16 protein-coding genes are annotated in these 18,216 nt (G+C 71.3%); 10 read left to right on the forward strand and 6 right to left on the reverse strand.

The window, feature by feature from the left end; translation table 11 throughout:
• Window positions 1-19 precede the first annotated feature (19 nt).
• A complete protein-coding gene (locus AADR41_RS02340; protein WP_342279680.1) occupies window positions 20-820 on the reverse strand; it encodes a phosphotransferase family protein in 801 nt (266 codons plus the stop codon).
• A gap of 26 nt (window positions 821-846) precedes the next feature.
• Entirely contained in the window at window positions 847-1,146 is a 300-nt protein-coding gene (locus AADR41_RS02345; RefSeq protein WP_342279681.1) for a YciI family protein, read from the reverse strand.
• An 80-nt stretch (window positions 1,147-1,226) separates the two neighbouring features.
• On the opposite strand from AADR41_RS02345, the gene AADR41_RS02350 reads away from it, so the two are divergent.
• Entirely contained in the window at window positions 1,227-1,904 is a 678-nt protein-coding gene (locus AADR41_RS02350) for an endonuclease V (RefSeq protein ID WP_342279682.1), read from the forward strand.
• Window positions 1,905-1,970: 66 nt separating this feature from the next.
• Window positions 1,971-2,114 (forward strand): morphogenic membrane protein MmpA, encoded by a 144-nt coding sequence (gene mmpA, locus AADR41_RS02355; protein WP_342279683.1) that lies wholly within the window; start codon window positions 1,971-1,973, stop codon window positions 2,112-2,114.
• Window positions 2,115-2,156: 42 nt separating this feature from the next.
• Here mmpA and AADR41_RS02360 read toward each other — a convergent pair whose 3' ends face one another.
• A complete protein-coding gene (locus tag AADR41_RS02360; protein WP_342279684.1) occupies window positions 2,157-3,116 on the reverse strand; it encodes a peptidoglycan-binding protein in 960 nt (319 codons plus the stop codon).
• A 368-nt stretch (window positions 3,117-3,484) separates the two neighbouring features.
• Complete coding sequence (locus AADR41_RS02365; RefSeq protein ID WP_342279685.1) at window positions 3,485-4,675, reverse strand: saccharopine dehydrogenase family protein; 1,191 nt, start codon at window positions 4,673-4,675, stop codon at window positions 3,485-3,487.
• A gap of 202 nt (window positions 4,676-4,877) precedes the next feature.
• Here AADR41_RS02365 and AADR41_RS02370 point away from each other — a divergent pair, with 202 nt between their 5' ends.
• From AADR41_RS02370 to AADR41_RS02385, 4 genes are all read left to right on the forward strand, one after another.
• A complete protein-coding gene (locus tag AADR41_RS02370; RefSeq protein WP_342279686.1) occupies window positions 4,878-6,029 on the forward strand; it encodes a CaiB/BaiF CoA transferase family protein in 1,152 nt (383 codons plus the stop codon).
• An 83-nt stretch (window positions 6,030-6,112) separates the two neighbouring features.
• Entirely contained in the window at window positions 6,113-7,255 is a 1,143-nt protein-coding gene (locus tag AADR41_RS02375; RefSeq protein WP_342279687.1) for an acyl-CoA dehydrogenase family protein, read from the forward strand.
• 35 nt (window positions 7,256-7,290) lie between these two features.
• Window positions 7,291-8,505, forward strand: a complete 1,215-nt coding sequence (locus tag AADR41_RS02380) for an acetyl-CoA C-acetyltransferase (protein WP_342279688.1) — start codon at window positions 7,291-7,293, stop codon at window positions 8,503-8,505.
• Between the two features lie 39 nt (window positions 8,506-8,544).
• Entirely contained in the window at window positions 8,545-10,716 is a 2,172-nt protein-coding gene (locus tag AADR41_RS02385) for a 3-hydroxyacyl-CoA dehydrogenase NAD-binding domain-containing protein (RefSeq protein WP_342279689.1), read from the forward strand.
• Window positions 10,717-10,750: 34 nt separating this feature from the next.
• On the opposite strand, the gene AADR41_RS02390 is transcribed toward AADR41_RS02385, so the two are convergent.
• A complete protein-coding gene (locus AADR41_RS02390) occupies window positions 10,751-11,482 on the reverse strand; it encodes a MerR family transcriptional regulator (protein WP_342279690.1) in 732 nt (243 codons plus the stop codon).
• A 128-nt stretch (window positions 11,483-11,610) separates the two neighbouring features.
• On the opposite strand from AADR41_RS02390, the gene AADR41_RS02395 reads away from it, so the two are divergent.
• From AADR41_RS02395 to AADR41_RS02410, 4 genes are all read left to right on the forward strand, one after another.
• Window positions 11,611-12,087 carry a macro domain-containing protein gene (locus tag AADR41_RS02395; protein WP_342279691.1) on the forward strand — a complete coding sequence of 159 codons (477 nt, stop codon included), beginning with the start codon at window positions 11,611-11,613 and terminating at the stop codon, window positions 12,085-12,087.
• 233 nt (window positions 12,088-12,320) lie between these two features.
• Window positions 12,321-13,418, forward strand: a complete 1,098-nt coding sequence (locus AADR41_RS02400) for a helix-turn-helix transcriptional regulator (protein WP_342279692.1) — start codon at window positions 12,321-12,323, stop codon at window positions 13,416-13,418.
• A 129-nt stretch (window positions 13,419-13,547) separates the two neighbouring features.
• Window positions 13,548-16,238 carry a M4 family metallopeptidase gene (locus AADR41_RS02405; protein WP_342279693.1) on the forward strand — a complete coding sequence of 897 codons (2,691 nt, stop codon included), beginning with the start codon at window positions 13,548-13,550 and terminating at the stop codon, window positions 16,236-16,238.
• A gap of 176 nt (window positions 16,239-16,414) precedes the next feature.
• The gene (locus AADR41_RS02410; RefSeq protein WP_342279694.1) at window positions 16,415-17,047 is read left to right on the forward strand and encodes a TetR/AcrR family transcriptional regulator; all 633 of its coding nucleotides are present in this window, start codon (window positions 16,415-16,417) and stop codon (window positions 17,045-17,047) included.
• On the opposite strand, the gene AADR41_RS02415 is transcribed toward AADR41_RS02410, so the two are convergent.
• Window positions 16,965-17,939, reverse strand: coding sequence for an oxygenase MpaB family protein (locus tag AADR41_RS02415; protein WP_342279695.1), 975 nt, complete (start codon window positions 17,937-17,939; stop codon window positions 16,965-16,967). The two genes, AADR41_RS02410 and AADR41_RS02415, sit on opposite strands and share 83 nt — an antisense overlap.
• Between the last annotated feature and the right edge of the window lie 277 nt (window positions 17,940-18,216).

Consider the following 18,216-nt stretch of genomic DNA (forward strand, 5'->3'; position numbering starts at 1 on the left):
CCCGTGGCTCCGGCCGGCCTCAGGCGAGCAGCCCGGACAGCCGGGCTGCTTGCCGTTCGGCCGTTCCCGGCGTGTTGCGGGGGTCGTCGAAGGACAGGAGGAACAACCAGACGAGCGCAAGCAGTCTGCGGCATTCCGGCAGCCGCGCACGTTCGGCGGGGGTCAGGTCGAACAGATCGAGGAACGCCTCCGCGTCGAGCGGCGGGCCGGTCCAGCCGCCCACGTGTTCCGTGATCTCCGCCAGTTCGAAGGGCCGGTCGCTGAGACCGGAGTCCTCGAAGTCGACGACCCGCACACGAGAGCCGTCCCACAGATAGTTGGCGAGGTTGCCGTCCCCCGGACCGAACACCACCGGGACGTGCGGCGCGTCGGCCCGGTCCATGCCCGAACGGGAGAGCCAGGCGAGACCGCGGTCCATGGCCTCGACCACCTCGCCGCCGGCCCGCGGGCGGACCTGCGGCACCCAGGCACGGATCTGGGCGGCGAGCCGCTGCTGCCGGCCGGGCCGCACGGGGATCCCGGTCAGGACATCGGCCGGGACCGCCGCGTACAGCTCGTCGACGGCCGCGGCCAGGGCCCGCAGCCTTCGGTCGTCGAGCGGCCGACCACGCAGCGGCGCACCCGGCACGCGCTCCATCACCACCACCGGTTCCTCCGCCGAGAGGTCCACACTGTGCGGGACCGGGGCCAGGCCCGGTGCGTACGCGGCGAGAAGTCCGAGCGCGCGCCACTCCCGCCCGCACTCCGCGTGACTGCCGGGCCGGAACGTCTTGATCACACGGTCGGACCGGAGGTCGACGGCGTGCGTACTCCACGGCACGGCGGCCCGTTCCGTTCTCGGGCCCGCTATCCGGGCAACTGCTGCCGGTAGGGAGCGAGTTCGTCGGAGGTCTTCGTCGCGATGAACTCGGTGATGCGGTACGCGCACACGCCCTGCACCGAGAACGGATCCTGCGAGACGATCCTCTCGATCGCCGCGCGGTCGTCCCCGACGGCCAGGATCACCCCGCCGTCGCGCGGGTTCTTGCGGCCCGACGCGATGAACAACCCAGCCGCGTACTGCGCGTCCAGCCAGACGACGTGGTCCTGGAGCAGTTCGTCGACGCGCTCGACCGGGGCGGTGTAGGTCAGTTCGAGTACAAACATGACCGCCAGGCTACGGGGACGCCGGGCCGCGGCGGCCCCCCGGGCCCGTCCGGCGGACAGCGCTTAGACTCGGCCGCACCATGACGAACCTTCCGATGCCCGCCGGTGAGGCCGAAGCCCGGGCCGTCCAGGACACCCTGGGCTCCCGGGTGGTGCTCGACGAACCCGGCCCGCCGCCCGGAACCGGCCGGGTCACGGGGGTGGACGTCGCCTACGACGACGAGCGCGATGTCGTCGTCGCGGCGGCGGTCGTCCTGGACGGGGCGACGTTCGAAGTGGTCGCCGAGACCACCGCCGTCGGCCGGGTCACCTTCCCGTACGTCCCCGGCCTCCTCGCCTTCCGGGAGATCCCGACGGTGCTGGCCGCGCTCGAATCCCTGCCGGTCGACCCCGGACTGGTGATCTGCGACGGATACGGCCGGGCGCACCCGCGCCGCTTCGGACTCGCCAGCCACCTCGGCGTGCTCACCGGCCTCCCGGTGATCGGCGTCGCCAAGAACCCGTTCACCTTCTCGTACGAGCAGCCGGGCCCCCGTCGCGGCGACTGGTCCCCGCTGCTCGACGGCGAGGAGGAGGTGGGCCGGGCGCTGCGTACCCAGGACGGCGTGAAGCCCGTATTCGTGTCGGTCGGACACCGGACCGGCCTGGACAACGCCTGTGCCCACACCCTGCTGCTGGCCCGTGACTTCCGTCAGCCGGAGACCACCCGCAGGGCCGACTCGCTCTGCCGGAAGGCGCTGCGGGAGGCGGCCGCCTGACGGTGCGGGGCGCGTGAGTACGCGTACGGATACCGTTTGCCGATCATCACCGGCAAGCTTGTACGCATGAACGAACATCGAACGACCACGCGACCCGGCACCGTCTACCTCGCTCAGCGCCGGGTCGCGATAGGGATGACACTCGGAATGATCGCGGGAGTGGCCTGGGCCGTCTCGATGATCTGCACGCTGGTCTCCTGGGCGCTCTGAGCCCATGGCGCACAGCCGCGCCCGGTCCGCCCGCCCGTGGCCCTAGGTGTGCTGATCCGGTCCCTGGGCGTTGAGCAGCGCGCGCCAGGTGTCCTCGTCCGCGGTACCCGTCGCCGGCAGATTCCGGGACTCCTGGAACTCCTTGAGCGACCGCATGGTCGAGGGGGTGTACGTACCGGTGCTGTCGGTCGGCACACCGGCGTGGTGCAGCAGGTACTGCACCGCCGTGACGGCGTCGGGCTCGGTGGCGCGCGAGTCGACCGTGATGATCAGCAGGGGCCAGGTGTCCTTCCCGACCTTGCCGTCCGGGGTCAGACCGTGTGCGGACTGGAACTGCTTCACGGCCCGCGCCGTGGCCGGACCGTAGTCGGCGTCGACCTTCACGTCGAAGCCGTTGGCCCGCAGCAGCAGCTGCACCGTACGCGCCTTCCAGAGCACATTGCCCATGCGGGCCAACGGCCAGTCCGTGCCCTCCGACGGGCGGTCCGACACGTGCGCCGTGGCCTTGGCGTCGCTCTGTCCGGCGGTCGGCGCCAGCCACCACACGAAGCCGCCGAGCACGAGCAGCAGGAGCGAGGCGACGGCCAGGGTCGGATACGCGACGGGGGAGCGGTCCCGCCGACGGGTCGCCGTCCCGCGCGGGTCGGCCGGTCCGGCGGGCACGGACGCCGTTCCAGGCGCGGCCGTGGCCGCCGGGCGCCTGCGGGACGGGGCCGCCCCTGCCGCCGCGTCGGCCAGGAGGCACGCCCGGACCAGGTCGTCTGCCGGAGCCCGCAGCGCCGAGTGCAGCTGCTCGACGATCCTGCGTGGTGCGTTGGAGGCGTGGGCGGGATTCAGATAGCGCGAAAGGGTGGTCTGGTCGACACCGAGCCGTTTGGCGAGGGACTGCTGAGTGGGCTTCTCGCGGCCGTCGCGGGCCGACGACTCCCACCAGTGCCTCAGCAACTCGGCGAGCACTCGCCCCGGCTGCTCGTCACGGCCCGCCACAGTGTTGTCCGTCATGGTTCTTCCCCGACTCTCCGTGTGCGTAGCCGCAGGTCAACGCCGTGCATCGGGAACGTGCCCAGGTGCGCCGACCCGCGGGACGCAGATCGTAGTGAAAGCCCCGTTCCGTACCGGACGGCCGAGGGGCGGCCGGCCCGCCGGCCCCGGAGGGCCGCTTCGCACCCACCCCTTCCCGGAGGTGCTCCTGCCTGCGCATACGTGGCGGAACGGGTGGTCGCGGGCCCGCCGCCCGTGGCGCGGAGAGATCCGGGCGCGCGATGGACATCACCCGTACGAGTGCGCGTCCCCCCGGCCGGCGCGGGTCACCACGGCCGGCGCGGGTCACCACGGGCACGCGCCGCCCACCCGCCCCGGGCGGCCGTCGCTCAGCGGGCCGACGCGACCCGGAAGCGCAGCCCGGCCGAACGCAGCCGCCCCAGCAGCGCGTCCCCCATCGCGGCGGCCGTGGTGACCTGCCCCGATGTCGGCGGGAGCTCGTCCAGGGCCAGACAGAGCGCGGACTCGGCGAGCATCTTCGCCGTCTCGTCGTAGCCGGGGTCGCCGCCCGAGACCTCGGTGAGGACCCGGTGCCCGCCGCCCTCGCCGACGAAGCGCACGGTGAACCAGCTGCGCCGGCGGCGCTCCGCGTCCGGCCCCTTGCCCGGCTCGTACCTCTCCATCAGCCAGGACCGGGCCGCCGGGACCTGCGCGGCGCCCAGCAGGGCACCGACCGCGGCCGTGCCGCCGAGTGCCACGGGCAGGCGGCGCACCGAGGCGAAGTGGCGGTAGCGGAAGTCGGGGCCGTAGCGGGCCAGTACGCGCGCCGAGCGTTCGACGACCTGCGGGTCCAGCGTCGGCAGCGGGAGCGCCCAGGTGCCGGTCTCCGCACTGAAGTGCGGGGTGCCGAGCAGGGCGCGGGCGCGGCGGGCGACCAGCCGCGGTTCGTGCAGCCGGCGCTCCCGGGCGGCGCTCAGCATCCGGGTACCCCGGCCCATCGCGGTGAGCGCCGAGGCGAACGTGCCGCCGGAGAAGACGGCGTTGCTGCGTACGAAGCCGTCGACGGTCAGGGGCACGTCCCGCGGCAGCTGCTGAACGGTGAAGTACACCCCGAGGTCGTGCGGTACGGAGTCGAAGCCGCAGGCGTGCACGATCCTGGCCCCGGTCTCGCGGGCCCGCGCGTCGTGCTCCAGATACATCCGGTCCACGAACTCCGCCTCGCCGGTGAGGTCCGCGTAGTCCGTCCCCGCCTCGGCGCAGGCCGCGACCAGCTTCTCGCCGTACCAGACGTAGGGGCCCACCGTCGTGGCCACCACATGGGCGGACTCGGCGAGTTCGCGCAGCGCGTGCTCGTCCCCGGCGTCGGCGTGCAGCAGCGGGAGCTCCGCGCAGCGCGGGTCGATCGCGGTGAGCCGTTCGCGCAGGCGCTCCAGCTTGGCCCGGTCGCGTCCGGCCACGGCCCAGCGGCAGCCGGAGGGTGCGTGCGCGGCGAGGTATTCGGCGGTGAGGGCGCCCACGAAGCCGGTGGCGCCGAAGAGGATTATGTCAAAGGGGCGTTCTGCCCCGTTCTGCCTGTTCATGAGTGCCTCCGCGGGGCCGGCGCCGATGTGGCAGGCAGAGGTTAGCGGAGGGATCGTGGCGGTGTGCGGCCGGGCGGCCCCCGTGAGAGAGGATCCGGGGGAAAGAACTAAGCGCTTGCTCGCCCCAAGGGGTTGTGCGGAGCGCGGCGCATTCTTAGCATCATCGCTGTTACATCAGTTGTGTCACACCGCTGGGGGCTCGATGGCAACGACGGAGCACGGCTCGCACGGCCCGCTGTCAGGGGTGCGGGTGGTCGAACTGGCAGGCATCGGACCCGGCCCGTTCGCCGCGATGCTCCTGGCCGACCTCGGCGCCGACGTCGTCAGGGTCGACCGGCCCGGCGGTGCGGGGCTGGGCATCGACCCCGCGTACGACCTCACCAACCGCAACAAACGCTCCGTGCTCGTCGACCTCAAGGCCGAGGACGGGGCCGCCCGGGTGCTCGATCTCGTCGAGCGCGCCGACATCCTGATCGAGGGCTACCGGCCGGGCGTCGCCGAACGCCTCGGCGTCGGCCCCGACGCGGCGCTGGCCCGCAACCCGCGGCTCGTCTACGGGCGGATGACCGGCTGGGGCCAGGACGGACCGCTCGCCGAGCGGGCCGGCCACGACGTCGCCTACATCGCGCTCACCGGCACCCTCTCCATGATCGGCAAGCCCGGCGAGCCGCCGACCGTCCCGGCCAATCTCGTCGGCGACTACGCGGGCGGCTCGCTCTATCTCGTCGTCGGTGTGCTCGCCGCCCTTCAGCACGCCCGCACCCCCGGCGGCCGGGGCCAGGTCGTGGACGCGGCCATCGTCGACGGTGCCTCCCATCTCGCCATGATGATCCACGGAATGCTGGCGGCCGGCGGCTGGCAGGACCGGCGCGGCTCCAACCTCCTGGACGGCGGCTGCCCCTTCTACGGCACGTACGAGACCGCCGACGGCCAGTACATGGCGGTCGGGCCGCTGGAACAGCGCTTCTACGAGGAGTTCGGCAGGCTCCTCGGGATCGGGGACGACGCGCCGGACCGGGGCGACATCGGCCGCTGGGAGGAACTGCGCACCGTCGTCGCCGGCCGGTTCAGAACCCGTACGCGTGCCGAGTGGACCGAGGTGTTCGAGGGCTCGGACGCCTGCGTCGCCCCCGTCCTCTCCCTCCGCGAGGCGCCGCACCACCCGCACCTCGCCGCCCGCTCCACCTTCGTCGAGCACGACGGGCTCACCCAGCCGGCGCCCGCCCCGCGCTTCTCCGCGACCCCCGTCTCCGTACGCTGCGCACCCGCCCGGCCCGGCGCCGACACCGCGGAGGTGGCCGCCGACTGGGGCGTACCGGGCATCGCGCGGCCCCCGGAGCAGGACGCCGGCTGACGAACGGCCCGAAGCGATCCCCGGCCGTCCCGCACCGGACCGGCCGGCCCCCACCGTCAAGAACTGGTTCCAGGAGGCACGCAGTGCAGCGGCAGATCTTCACCGAAGAGCACGAGGCGTTCCGCGAGACCGTGCGCACCTTCCTCACGAAGGAGGTCCTCCCGCACTACGAGCAGTGGGAGAAGGACGGCATCGTCTCGCGCGAGGCATGGCTCGCGGCCGGCCGGCAGGGGCTGCTGGGCCTCGCCGTGCCCGAGGAGTACGGGGGCGGCGGCAACACCGACTTCCGCTACAGCGCCGTCCTCGCCGAGGAGTTCACCCGGGCCGGCGCCCCGGGCCTCGCGCTCGGGCTGCACAACGACATCATCGGCCCCTATCTCACCGGCCTCGCCACCGACGAGCAGAAGCGGCGCTGGCTGCCCGGATTCTGCAGCGGCGAGACCATCACCGCCATCGCCATGACCGAGCCCGGCGCGGGCTCCGACCTCCAGGGCATCCGCACCACCGCCGAGGACAAGGGCGACCACTGGCTGCTCAACGGCTCCAAGACCTTCATCTCCAACGGCATCCTCGCCGACCTGGTGGTCGTGGTCGCCAGGACCACCCCGGAGGGCGGCGCGAAGGGGCTCTCACTGATCGTCGTCGAACGCGGCGCGGAGGGCTTCGAGCGGGGCCGCAACCTCGACAAGATCGGCCAGAAGTCCCAGGACACCGCAGAGCTGTTCTTCGACGACGTCCGCGTGCCCAAGGAGAACCTGCTGGGCGAACGGGACGGCGCCTTCATCCATCTCATGACCAATCTGGCACAGGAACGGATGGGCATAGCGGTCGCCGGGATCGCCGCCGCGGAGCATCTCCTGGAGATCACCACGAAGTACGTCAAGGAACGCGAGGCCTTCGGAAGGCCGCTCTCCAAGCTTCAGCACATCCGGTTCGAGATCGCCGAGATGGCCACCGAGTGCGCCGTCACCCGCACCTTCATCGACCGCTGCATCGTCGACCACTCCGACGGCACGCTCGACGCCGTGCACGCGTCGATGGCCAAGTGGTGGGCCACCGAACTGCAGAAGCGCGCCGCCGACCGCTGTCTCCAACTCCACGGCGGATACGGCTACATGGCGGAATACCCGGTCGCCAGGGCATTCACCGACGGCCGCATCCAGACCATCTACGGCGGCACGACCGAGATCATGAAGGAGATCATCGGCCGCTCGCTGCTCGCCTGATCCTGTCGCACAACCACCCTCGAAAGGCTGCTGTCTTGAGTACCGAAGCGTTTGTCTACGACGCGATCCGCACCCCGCGCGGCCGCGGCAAGGCCAATGGCGCCCTGCACGGCACCAAGCCGATCGACCTCGTCGTCGGCCTCATCCACGAGATCCGCAGCCGCTTCCCCGGCCTCGACCCGGCGGCCGTCGACGACATCGTCCTCGGCGTGGTCAGCCCGCTGGGCGACCAGGGCTCCGACATCGCCCGGATCGCCGCCATCGCGGCCGGCCTCCCGGACACCGTCGCGGGCGTACAGGAGAACCGCTTCTGCGCCTCCGGTCTGGAGGCCGTCAACCTGGCCGCCGCCAAGGTCCGCTCGGGCTGGGAGGACCTCGTACTCGCCGGTGGCGTCGAGTCGATGTCCCGGGTGCCGATGGGCTCCGACGGCGGCGCCTGGGCGATGGACCCGATGACCAACTTCGAGACCGGCTTCGCCCCGCAGGGCGTCGGCGCCGACCTCATCGCCACCATCGAGGGCTTCAGCCGCCGCGACGTCGACGAATTCGCCGCGCTCTCCCAGGAACGCGCCGCCGAGGCGTGGAAGGACGGCCGGTTCGCCCGCTCCGTCGTCCCCGTCAAGGACCGCAACGGCCTCGTCGTGCTCGACCACGACGAGCACATGCGGCCCGGCACCACCGCCGACTCGCTCGCCGCGCTCAAGCCGTCCTTCGCCGCGATCGGCGAGATGGGCGGCTTCGACGCGGTGGCGCTCCAGAAGTACCACTGGGTCGAGAAGATCGACCACGTCCACCACGCGGGCAACTCCTCCGGCATCGTCGACGGCGCCGCACTCGTCGCGATCGGCAACAAGGAGGTGGGCGAGCGCTACGGACTCACGCCGCGCGCCCGGATCGTCTCCGCCGCCGTCTCCGGCTCCGAGCCCACGATCATGCTCACCGGCCCCGCGCCCGCCACCCGCAAGGCCCTCGCCAAGGCCGGGCTGACCATCGACGACATCGACCTCGTCGAGATCAACGAGGCGTTCGCCGGGGTCGTCCTCCGCTTCGCCAGGGACATGGGGCTCTCGCTCGACAAGATCAACGTCAACGGCGGCGCCATCGCGCTGGGCCACCCGCTCGGCGCCACCGGCGCGATGATCCTCGGCACCCTCATCGACGAACTGGAGCGCCGCGACCAGCGGTACGGCCTCGCCACCCTCTGCGTCGGCGGCGGCATGGGCATCGCCACCGTGATCGAGCGTCTCTGACCGTCCCCGGCCACCCCTGCTTACGGAGAAGACAGACACATGACCGAGAGCACGACCATCCGCTGGGAACAGGACGAGACCGGCGTCGTCACCCTCGTACTCGACGACCCGAACCAGTCCGCCAACACGATGAACCAGGCGTTCAAGGACTCCATCGCGGCCGTCGCCGACCGCGCCGAGGCCGAGAAGGACGCCATCCGCGGCATCATCTACACCTCCGCCAAGAAGACCTTCTTCGCGGGCGGCGACCTCAAGGACATGATCAGGATCGGTCCTTCGAACGCCCAGCTCGCCTTCGACACCGGCACCGCCATCAAGAACTCGCTGCGCCGCATCGAGACCCTCGGCGTCCCCGTCGTCGCCGCCATCAACGGCGCCGCGCTCGGCGGCGGTTACGAGATCGCGCTCGCCGCCCACCACCGCGTCGCGCTCGACGCCCCCGGCTCCCGGATCGGTCTGCCCGAGGTCACCCTCGGCCTGCTGCCCGCCGGTGGTGGAGTCACCCGAACCGTACGCCTGATGGGCATCGCCGACGCACTGCTGAAGGTCCTCCTCCAGGGCACCCAGTACACCCCGTCGCGCGCCCTGGAGAACGGCCTGGTCCACGAGGTCGCCGCCACCCGCGAGGAGATGCTCGAAAAGGCCCGCGCCTTCATCGACGCCCACCCCGAGTCCCAGCAGCCCTGGGACGTCAAGGGCTACCGGATCCCCGGCGGCACCCCGTCCAACCCGAAGTTCGCCGCCAACCTGCCGGCCTTCCCGTCCAACCTGAAGAAGCAGCTCGCGGGCGCCCCGATGCCCGCGCCCCGCAACATCCTGGCCGCCGCGGTCGAGGGCTCCCAGGTGGACTTCGAGACCGCGCTGACCATCGAGGCCCGGTACTTCACCGAGCTGGTCACCGGCCAGGTCGCGAAGAACATGATCCAGGCGTTCTTCTTCGACCTCCAGGCCGTCAACTCCGGTGCCAGCCGCCCCAAGGGCATCGAGGAGCGCCAGGTCACCAAGGTCGCCGTGCTCGGCGCCGGGATGATGGGCGCCGGCATCGCGTACTCCTGCGCCCGTGCCGGCATCGAGGTCGTCCTCAAGGACGTCTCCACCGAGGCCGCCGCCAAGGGCAAGGCGTACAGCGAGAAGCTGCTCGACAAGGCGCTCTCTCGCGGCCGCACCACCGAGGCCAAGCGCGACGAGCTGCTGGCCCGGATCACCCCGACCGGCGACCCGGCCGACCTGGCCGGCTGCGACGCCGTCATCGAGGCCGTCTTCGAGGACACCGCGCTCAAGCACAAGGTGTTCCAGGAGATCCAGGACATCATCGAGCCGGACGCGCTGCTCTGCTCCAACACCTCGACGCTGCCCATCACCGTCCTCGCCGAAGGCGTCTCGCGGCCGGCCGACTTCATCGGCCTGCACTTCTTCTCGCCCGTCGACAAGATGCCGCTGGTCGAGATCATCAAGGGCGGACAGACCGGCGACGAGGCCCTGGCCCGCGCCTTCGACCTGGTCCGCCGGATCAAGAAGACCCCGATCGTGGTCAACGACTCGCGCGGCTTCTTCACCTCGCGCGTGATCGGCCAGTTCATCAACGAGGGCGTCGCCATGGTCGGCGAGGGCGTCGAGCCGGCCTCCGTCGAGCAGGCCGCCGCACAGTCCGGGTACCCGGCCAAGGTGCTCTCGCTGATGGACGAGCTGACGCTGACCCTGCCCCGCAAGATCCGCAACGAGACCAGGCGGGCCGTCGAGGAGGCGGGCGGCAGCTGGCCCGGACACCCGTCGGACGCGGTCATCGACCGGATGGTCGACGAGTTCGGCCGGCCGGGACGCAGCGGTGGCGCCGGCTTCTACGAGTACGACGAGAGCGGCAGGCGCACCCGCCTCTGGCCGGGCCTGCGGGAGCACTTCACGAAGCCCGACACCGACATCCCCTTCATCGACATGAAGGAGCGGATGCTGTTCTCCGAGGCGCTGGACAGTGTCCGCTGCCTGGAGGAGAACGTCCTGATCACCGTCGCCGACGCCAACATCGGCTCCATCATGGGCATCGGATTCCCGCCGTGGACCGGCGGCGTGCTCCAGTACATCAACGGCTACGAGGGCGGTCTGCCCGGCTTCGTCGCCCGCGCCCGGGAGCTCGCCGAGCGGTACGGCGACCGCTTCCTGCCGCCCGCGCTGCTCGTGGAGAAGGCCGAGAAGGGCGAGACCTTCCACGACTGAGCCGCACGGCCGGCGGCCACCCCGCGGGCCGCGTTCACTCCGCCGTGAACGCGGCCCGCAGCTCCTGCTTCAACGACCGCTGGAACGCGGTCACCAGCGCCTGGAGCACCATCGGCTGCATGTGGGCGGACAGCGACTTCATCGCCGCCACGTGCTCGGGATCCGCCTCCCGCTCGCGGTACGGACCCCAGACCTCGTCCCGGAACAGCCGGGTCAGGTCCTGCGCGGCGGACCGGGAGTGCTCCAGCAGCACCGTACGGGCGGCCAGGATCGTCTCGTGGGCGATCGGCACACCGAGCAGCTCCACGCCGAGCCGCAGCAGCCCCGGATCCACCCGGTAGCTCCCGTCGACCGGCTCCGCGCGCTCCAGCACACCCATCGCGGCCAGCCGCGCGATGTCCTGGTCGGTCAGCGCCCGGCCGGCCCGCCGCTCCAGCTCCGCCCGCGTCGCGTCCTCCGCCGAGTCGGGTGCCCAGGAGGCCACCAGCGCGCGGTGGATCGCCAGGTCGTGCGCGCTCAGGTCCGGCGGCAGCTGCTCCAGATAGCGTTCGATCGCGGCCAGCGTCATGCCCTGGTGCTGGAGCTCCTCGATGAGCGCCAGCCTGGACAGGTGCTCGTGGCCGTAGTGCCCGACCCGTCGCGGTCCGATCACCGGGGGCGGCAGCAGACCCCGGGTGCTGTAGAAACGCACGGTGCGTACCGTGACACCGGCGCGCGCCGCCAGCTCGTCGACGGTGAGCGTCGGCTCCTCGGTGCCGGTCGCCATGTCTGCTCCTCGTGTCCGACCCTGAGGGCGAGCGGCTGTACGCGTGGCCCGCCCCGGTGCAACAGTATTGCTGTCTCACCATTGATGTGAAAGTGCCCGGTGTCAGTGGCGGGACGTAGCCTGATGTCATGTCCGAGATCGCGTATGTACGGGGGGACGCGACCGCGCCCCATGGCAAGGGTGCCAAGCTGATCGTCCATGTCTGCAACGACCTCGGCGGCTGGGGCAAGGGGTTCGTCCTGGCCGTCTCGCGCCGCTGGCCCGAGCCCGAGGCGGCCTACCGCCGCTGGCACCGGGAGCGCGCGGGCAATGACTTCGCCCTCGGCGCGGTGCAGTTCGTGCAGGTGAGTCCGCACATCTGGGTGGCGAACATGGTGGGCCAGCGGGGGATGCGCACGGGCAGCAACGGGGCTCCGGTGCGCTACGAGGCGATCGACACGGCCCTGGAGGCGGTGGCCGTCCGGGCCCGCGAGCTGGGGGCCTCGGTCCACATGCCGCGGATCGGCTGCGGGCTCGCGGGCGGGAAGTGGTCCCGGATCGAGCCCCTGATAGAGCAGCGGCTCACCGGCCGGGGCATACCGGTGACGGTGTACGACTTCGACTAAGGGCTGTCCCGCAATTCCTGGTGGAACAGCGTGCGGCGTCAGATGCGGTGCATCGCAAGGCGGAGGGACGTCCACATACTGGATGTATATGGACGTTCCGACAACGCGGCGAGGTGCCGTAGCTGTCGTCGCACGCCCGCCAGGAATTGCGGGACAGCCCTTAGGAGCTGTCCGGCCGTGTTCCGCCGGATAATCTGACCCCGGTCGAGGGGCGGCGGGAAGGGGTGGGGTCGGTGACGGGTGCCGGGACGGGGCGCGGGGAGTCCGGGCGCCCCGAAGCAGCCGCACCGCGCGAGCCGGTGGACATGTCGCTGCTGACCCTGCTCGGCCTCGGAACGGACGAGGACGCGGTCTACCGCCTGCTGGTGGACCGCCCCGACAGCGAGCCCGGCGCTCTCATGAGCCCGTTGGCCGGCCCGGCGGTGGCGCGTGCGCTCGGCTCGCTCGTCGATCGCGGGCTCGCCAGCGCCTCGCGGCCGGACACCGACGGCACCGTCCGGTACCGGGCCGCCTCGCCCGTCCTCGCGCTCGGGCCGCTCCTCGAAGCCCGCCGGGCCGCGCTGCACCGGGTCGAGTCGCTGGTGGGAGACCTCACCGAACGCCACCGCGCCGCACAGTCGCACGCGTCGGGGGCACCGGTGGAGGTGCTGTCCGGTCCCGCGGCGATCCGGCGTCGCCTGCTGAGCATGCAGCGTCAGGCCAGGACCGAGGTGTGCACGCTGGTGCCGGCCAGGCACGTGCCCGCGGTGCTGAGTTTCGAGGACAACCACGAAGAGGTCGACGCCGAGATGGTGCGCCGCGGCGTGGACGTGCGCAGCGTCGTCGAACGTGAATGGCTGGAGCATCCGGCGACCGCGGCCGTACTGGCCTCCTGCGTCGCCCAGGGGCAGCACATCTCCGTCACGGACCGGCTGCCGATCAAGCTTGCCATCGTGGACCGCCGCGTCGCCCTGCTGCCGCTGCACCCCGAGCGCGAGGCCGAACCGGTGGCGCTCGTCGTGCACCGGACAGGTCTGCTCACCGCTCTGGTATCGCTCTTCGAGGAGCACTTCGACAAGGGCTGGCGCCTGAGCGCCTCCGGCACGGAGGAGGAACGGGAGGCTCCCGTCGCGGCGATCGACCGGCAGATCGTGGCGCTCCTCCACGTCGGCCTGACCGACGCGGCGATAGCGCGTCAGCTGGGCATGGGGCACCGCACCGTCCAGCGGCGGCTGCACGCGCTGATGGACGAAGTGGGCGCGGCGACCCGCTTCCAGCTCGGCTGGTACGCCGCACGCGCCGGATGGCTGGCCGACACCTCGGACAACTCGCCTGTCACGGACAACTCCTGAGGCGTAATTACGCCACGGCACTTTCGCGCCAGCTCCATCCCTTGTTCACGTAACCCCCATGGCGAACGATCAGCACGTCAACGCCCGAGCCCCCGTGGTTCAGGCGCAGGTGTGCGATGGGGAGGTCCCGTGAGACGAACGAACGTGCTGCGGATGCTGGCGACCGGAGTGGTCGCCGCCGCGACCGGCGCGTCACTGCTGGCTGCGCCGGCCTGGGCGGACGACACCGCCACGGCGCCGGCGACGGACCCGGTGGGTGTCGCCCCGGCGATGACGCAGGGCCTGGACAGGACCGCACGCGAGGGCACCCCGGCCCAGGCCGCCCGGGCCCACATCAAGGCACATGAGGACACGTACAGGGTTCCGGTCTCCGACCTGAAGACGGTGAGGACCACCAAGGACGGCGAGCAGTCCTCGGTGCGCTTCCAGCAGAAGCACGACGGCGTCCCGGTGTTCGGCGCGCAGTACGCGGTGCAGACCCGGGCCGCCGACGGCGGTCAGCAGATCACGTCCGCGACCGGCACGCTCTACACCGACCTCACCGTCTCCACCACGCCGAAGGTGACCGAAGCCGCCGCGAAGCAGCGGATGTTCACGCTCGACCGCGGCCTGTCCGGCGTGCGGGGCGCGAAGACCGAGGCACATGGCCTGTCCGTGCTGCCCGACACCCGGGGCGGCAGGCTGGCCTGGCACTTCACGGTCACCGGCGGCAGGGCGAACGGCAGCCCGGTGCGCCAGGAGGTGTACGTCGACGCGCGGGTGGGCGGCATCGCGCTCTCGTACAACAACATCGACGCGGCGGACGCGTCGCCCGCGCAGGGGACGGGCGTACGCGTCGACGGCAGCGAGGCGGAACTGGACCTCAACAAGGAGGCGGACGGCTCGTACACGCTCGTCGACTCGACGCGCGACATGTACCCGCGGACCGGCGGCCAGATCCGTACGTACGACGCGAACCGCAAGCAGTACACGGACGTCGCCGGCGGCCCGGTCACCGACGACATCCGGCTCGGCACATCGGCGAGCGACCGCTTCGACGGCGCCAACACCTCGTCGGGCGCGGTCGACGCACACCTGAACGCGGCGAAGGTGTACGAGTACTACAAGAACCAGATCGGACGCGACGGTGTCGACGGCAAGGGCGGCACGATCCACTCCGTCGTCAACGTCGCCGCGAACGGCAAGGACTACGCCAACGCCTTCTGGGACGGCTCCAAGATGGTCTACGGCCACATGGACGGCGTACCGCTCTCCGTCGGCCTGGACGTCGTCGGCCACGAGATGACGCACGGGGTCACCGAGCACTCCGCCGGGCTGGTCTACCTCAACCAGTCGGGCGCCCTCAACGAGGCGATATCCGACTACTTCGGCAACGCCATGGAGACCGCCGACAAGGGCGTCGCGATGAGCGACCCGACGTCCGGCCTCATCGGGGAGTACCTCTGCAACGGCACCAAGCCGCTGGAGGAGTGCGCCCTGCGCGACCTGAACGACGGACGCGACGCGCAGAAGGACTACGAGCCCATCACGCTCGACATCGACAACGGCGGGGTGCACTACAACTCCACCATCGTCGGCGGCGCGCTGTGGGACATGCGCAAGAACCTCGACAGCAAGCTCGCCGACCGGATCATCTACCGGTCCGCGCAGAACTACCTCACCCCGCTGTCCGGCTTCACCGACATGCGCAACGCGGTCACCCTCGCGGCCAAGTCCCTGAACGTCTCGAAGGCCGATCTCGCCGTCGTCGCCAAGGCGTTCGACGACCACGGAATCCAGACCGGCTGGGAGAAGAAGGGCGGCACGCACGACGGCACCACCATCGGCGCCGACATCCTGCCCGCCTACGAGGTCTACGGCGGCGTCGACGAGCAGGCCGCCCAGATCAACGGCGACGTCTACGCCATCAGCCACGGCGACGCCATCGCCTGGGACCAGGGCAGCGGCGCCTTCGGTATCACCGTGGGCCGCTTCGGCAAGAAGCCGAAGCACGAACTGGCCCAGAAGGACGCCTATCTGCTCGACCCCTCCCTGGACGACGACCGCATCGCCTTCACCCGGATCACCGCCGACGGCATCGGCATCTACCGGACCGGTGAGAAGGGCCAGGGCGCGATCAAGAAGCTCGTCGACCGCCCCGACGCGGACGAGACCGAGCCGGTGACCGACAACGGCACGCTCGCCTACATCAGCACCACCGCCGACGGCGAGCAGGACGTCATGCTCCGCAAGGCCGACGGCACCACGGTCAACCTGACCCCGGAGGCCGGCACCAAGGCCGCCCGCCTCGCCATGAAGAACGGCCGGATCGCCTGGGCCGGCGGCGACGGCACCTACGTCCACGTCCACGACATCGCGAAGGGCACCACACAGATCAAGCGCATCGCCGGCTTCCTCTTCAACTACGTCTCGGACATCCAGATCACCTCGGACCGGGTGTTCTGGCGTGAGACCGGCGGCTTCCTGATCCCGAGCACGAACTTCATGTCGGCACCGCTCGACGACCTGACCCGGGCCGCGAAGCTGCGCTACCCCTCGTCCACGTACGTCGCCCAGTTCTCGGTCAACGACGAGTACTTCGCCTACTCCACGTACGACCTCTGGGGCGCTCTCGGCTCCTGGAGCGGACCGACCAAGGTGAAGGTCGCGAAGACCGCCGATGTCCTCGCGGGCCTCGACAACTACACCCGCGTCTCCTGCTCCTCCGGCTCCCAGCTGGCCCCTTCGCTCGGTGACGGCCAGCGCGTCGCCTGGCTGGACACGACCGCGGCGGCCACCGACGTGGTGACCCGCGAGACGTTCGCCGGGACCTGCGAGTAGTACCCGTCGCACCCGGGTCGGGGCCCCCCCCGGACCCCCGGGGGGGCGCCCGCCGGGCCCGGGGGGCCCCCCCCGGCCGCGCCGAGTGCCCGCGCAGCTGATACAGGGATACGGGGTGAGTCACTCCGTATCGACTCCTATGGTGGGGGTGGACGCGGCGGAACGGGAGAGGGGCCATGACGGCACGGAGCACCGACGAGACACGGCTGGCCCTGGCGCTCCGCACGACGCCGCCCTCCGACGCGCTGAGCGAGCAGATCCTGGACGCCGCGCGCGAGCAGTTCATGACCTTCGGGCTGCGCCGCTCCACCGTCGACGACGTCGCCAAGCGCGCCAGGGTCTCGCGGGTGACCGTGTACCGGCGGATCGGCAACAAGGACAGCCTCGTCTCCGCCTGCCTGCTGCGCGAGTACCGCCGCTTCGTCGTGGAGGTGGACGACGCGGTGGCCGCGCTGCCGACGACGGAGGACCGGCTCGTCGAAGGCTTCGCCGCGGTTCTCCGGCACATCCGCGAGCATCCGCTGATCGGCGGCCTGCTGAGGCTGGAGCCCGAGACGATGCTGCCGTTCCTGACCCTGGAGAGCGAACCGGCCTTCCTCGCCATCCGCGAGTACCTGGCCGACCGGCTGCGCGACGCCCGGCGCGCGGAGGGCCGGCCGGCGAGCGATCCGACCCCGGTCGCCGAACTGATGGTGCGGATCACCGTCTCCTTCCTCCTCAACCCCGTCAGTTGTTTCGAGCTGGACGACGACACCCAGGTGCGGGAGTTCGCCCGCCGCTATCTGGTGCCGCTGCTCGCTGCCGGGTAGCGCCACCGGCGTGGCCGTCCGTCTCGTCGGGCAGGGGTTCCACGGGCCGGCTGCGGGCCCAGTGCGGTCCGAGGTCGTCGAGCCGCCAGCCGAAGGGGTACGAACGGGGCTGCGGGCGAGCGGGAAACCTGCGCGGCCGGGCCGGCAGCCGGCGCACACAACGCGCGCGCAGCCGCAGGGCCGCCGACGCCGAGGTCCGCACCCACCGCGGCTGCGGCCGGAAGCCCAGCGCCGCCAGCAGCGGCTCGTCCAGCAGCCCGAGCGCGAACTTCGCCACCAAGGGCCGCAGCGGACGCGGATACCAGCTCGCGATCACACGGAACGTGGCGTTCGCGACTCGCCGGTTCGCCGGGTCGTACGCGAACATCCGCTCCTCGTAGGAGTCGAGGAGCCGCTCGAACCCCTCGTACGTGTCGGGCACCCCCTCGATCCCCATCATCGCCGCCGTCTTCCGGCCGGCCTCCACCAGCGCCTGGACCTCCTGGGCGCACAGCGGCCGCCAGCCGAACCGGTCGATCCAGCGCTTCGGCCCCACGACCGTGGTCGCGAGGACGTAGCGGAAGTCGTCGTTCGGGATCCGGTACTTGCCGTGGATCCGGTTGAGGTGGCGCGCGGCCGCCCGCCCGCGCTCCGAGTCGAAGCCGTCGGCGGCCATCTCGTACCCGATCAGCACCGTGTCGTCGAACCGCTTCTGCCCGGCCCGTTCGAACTCCTGGGTCCGGTCGAGGAGCACGGAGATCCGGGGAACGCCGTAGTCCCGGAGGAAAGCGACGCTCACCCCCTGCCGGTAGTCCCAGGGGAACTCGTACTGGGAGATCAGCCGAAGGATCTCGGCGTAGTCGTGCGCCGGATCCATCCGGCGTATCTCGTGCAGGCGGCTGTAGCGGCCCATGGTGCGCCCTCCTGTCCGTGTGCCGACTCCCTGCGGGTCCGCCTTCCCGGGTTGTCGCTGCTCGAAGGGTCAACTCTGCTGATTGACAAGGGATGTGACGGATCGTCCGGCCCGGGAGTCAAAGTTACAAATACTATCGACTTGTTTCACGAGTGCCGTCAACACTGCCGACGGCCGGGTATGCGGCGGTGTGCCGCGGGGGGCCGGTGCGCACGACTGCCGAAGCCCTCGCATACTGGATCACGCAGGGGCCGGGCGCCGAGCCGCGCGCCCGCCG

It is taken from the genome of Streptomyces sp. CLV115, from assembly GCF_038448545.1.
Classification (GTDB): Bacteria; Actinomycetota; Actinomycetes; order Streptomycetales; family Streptomycetaceae; genus Streptomyces; species Streptomyces sanglieri.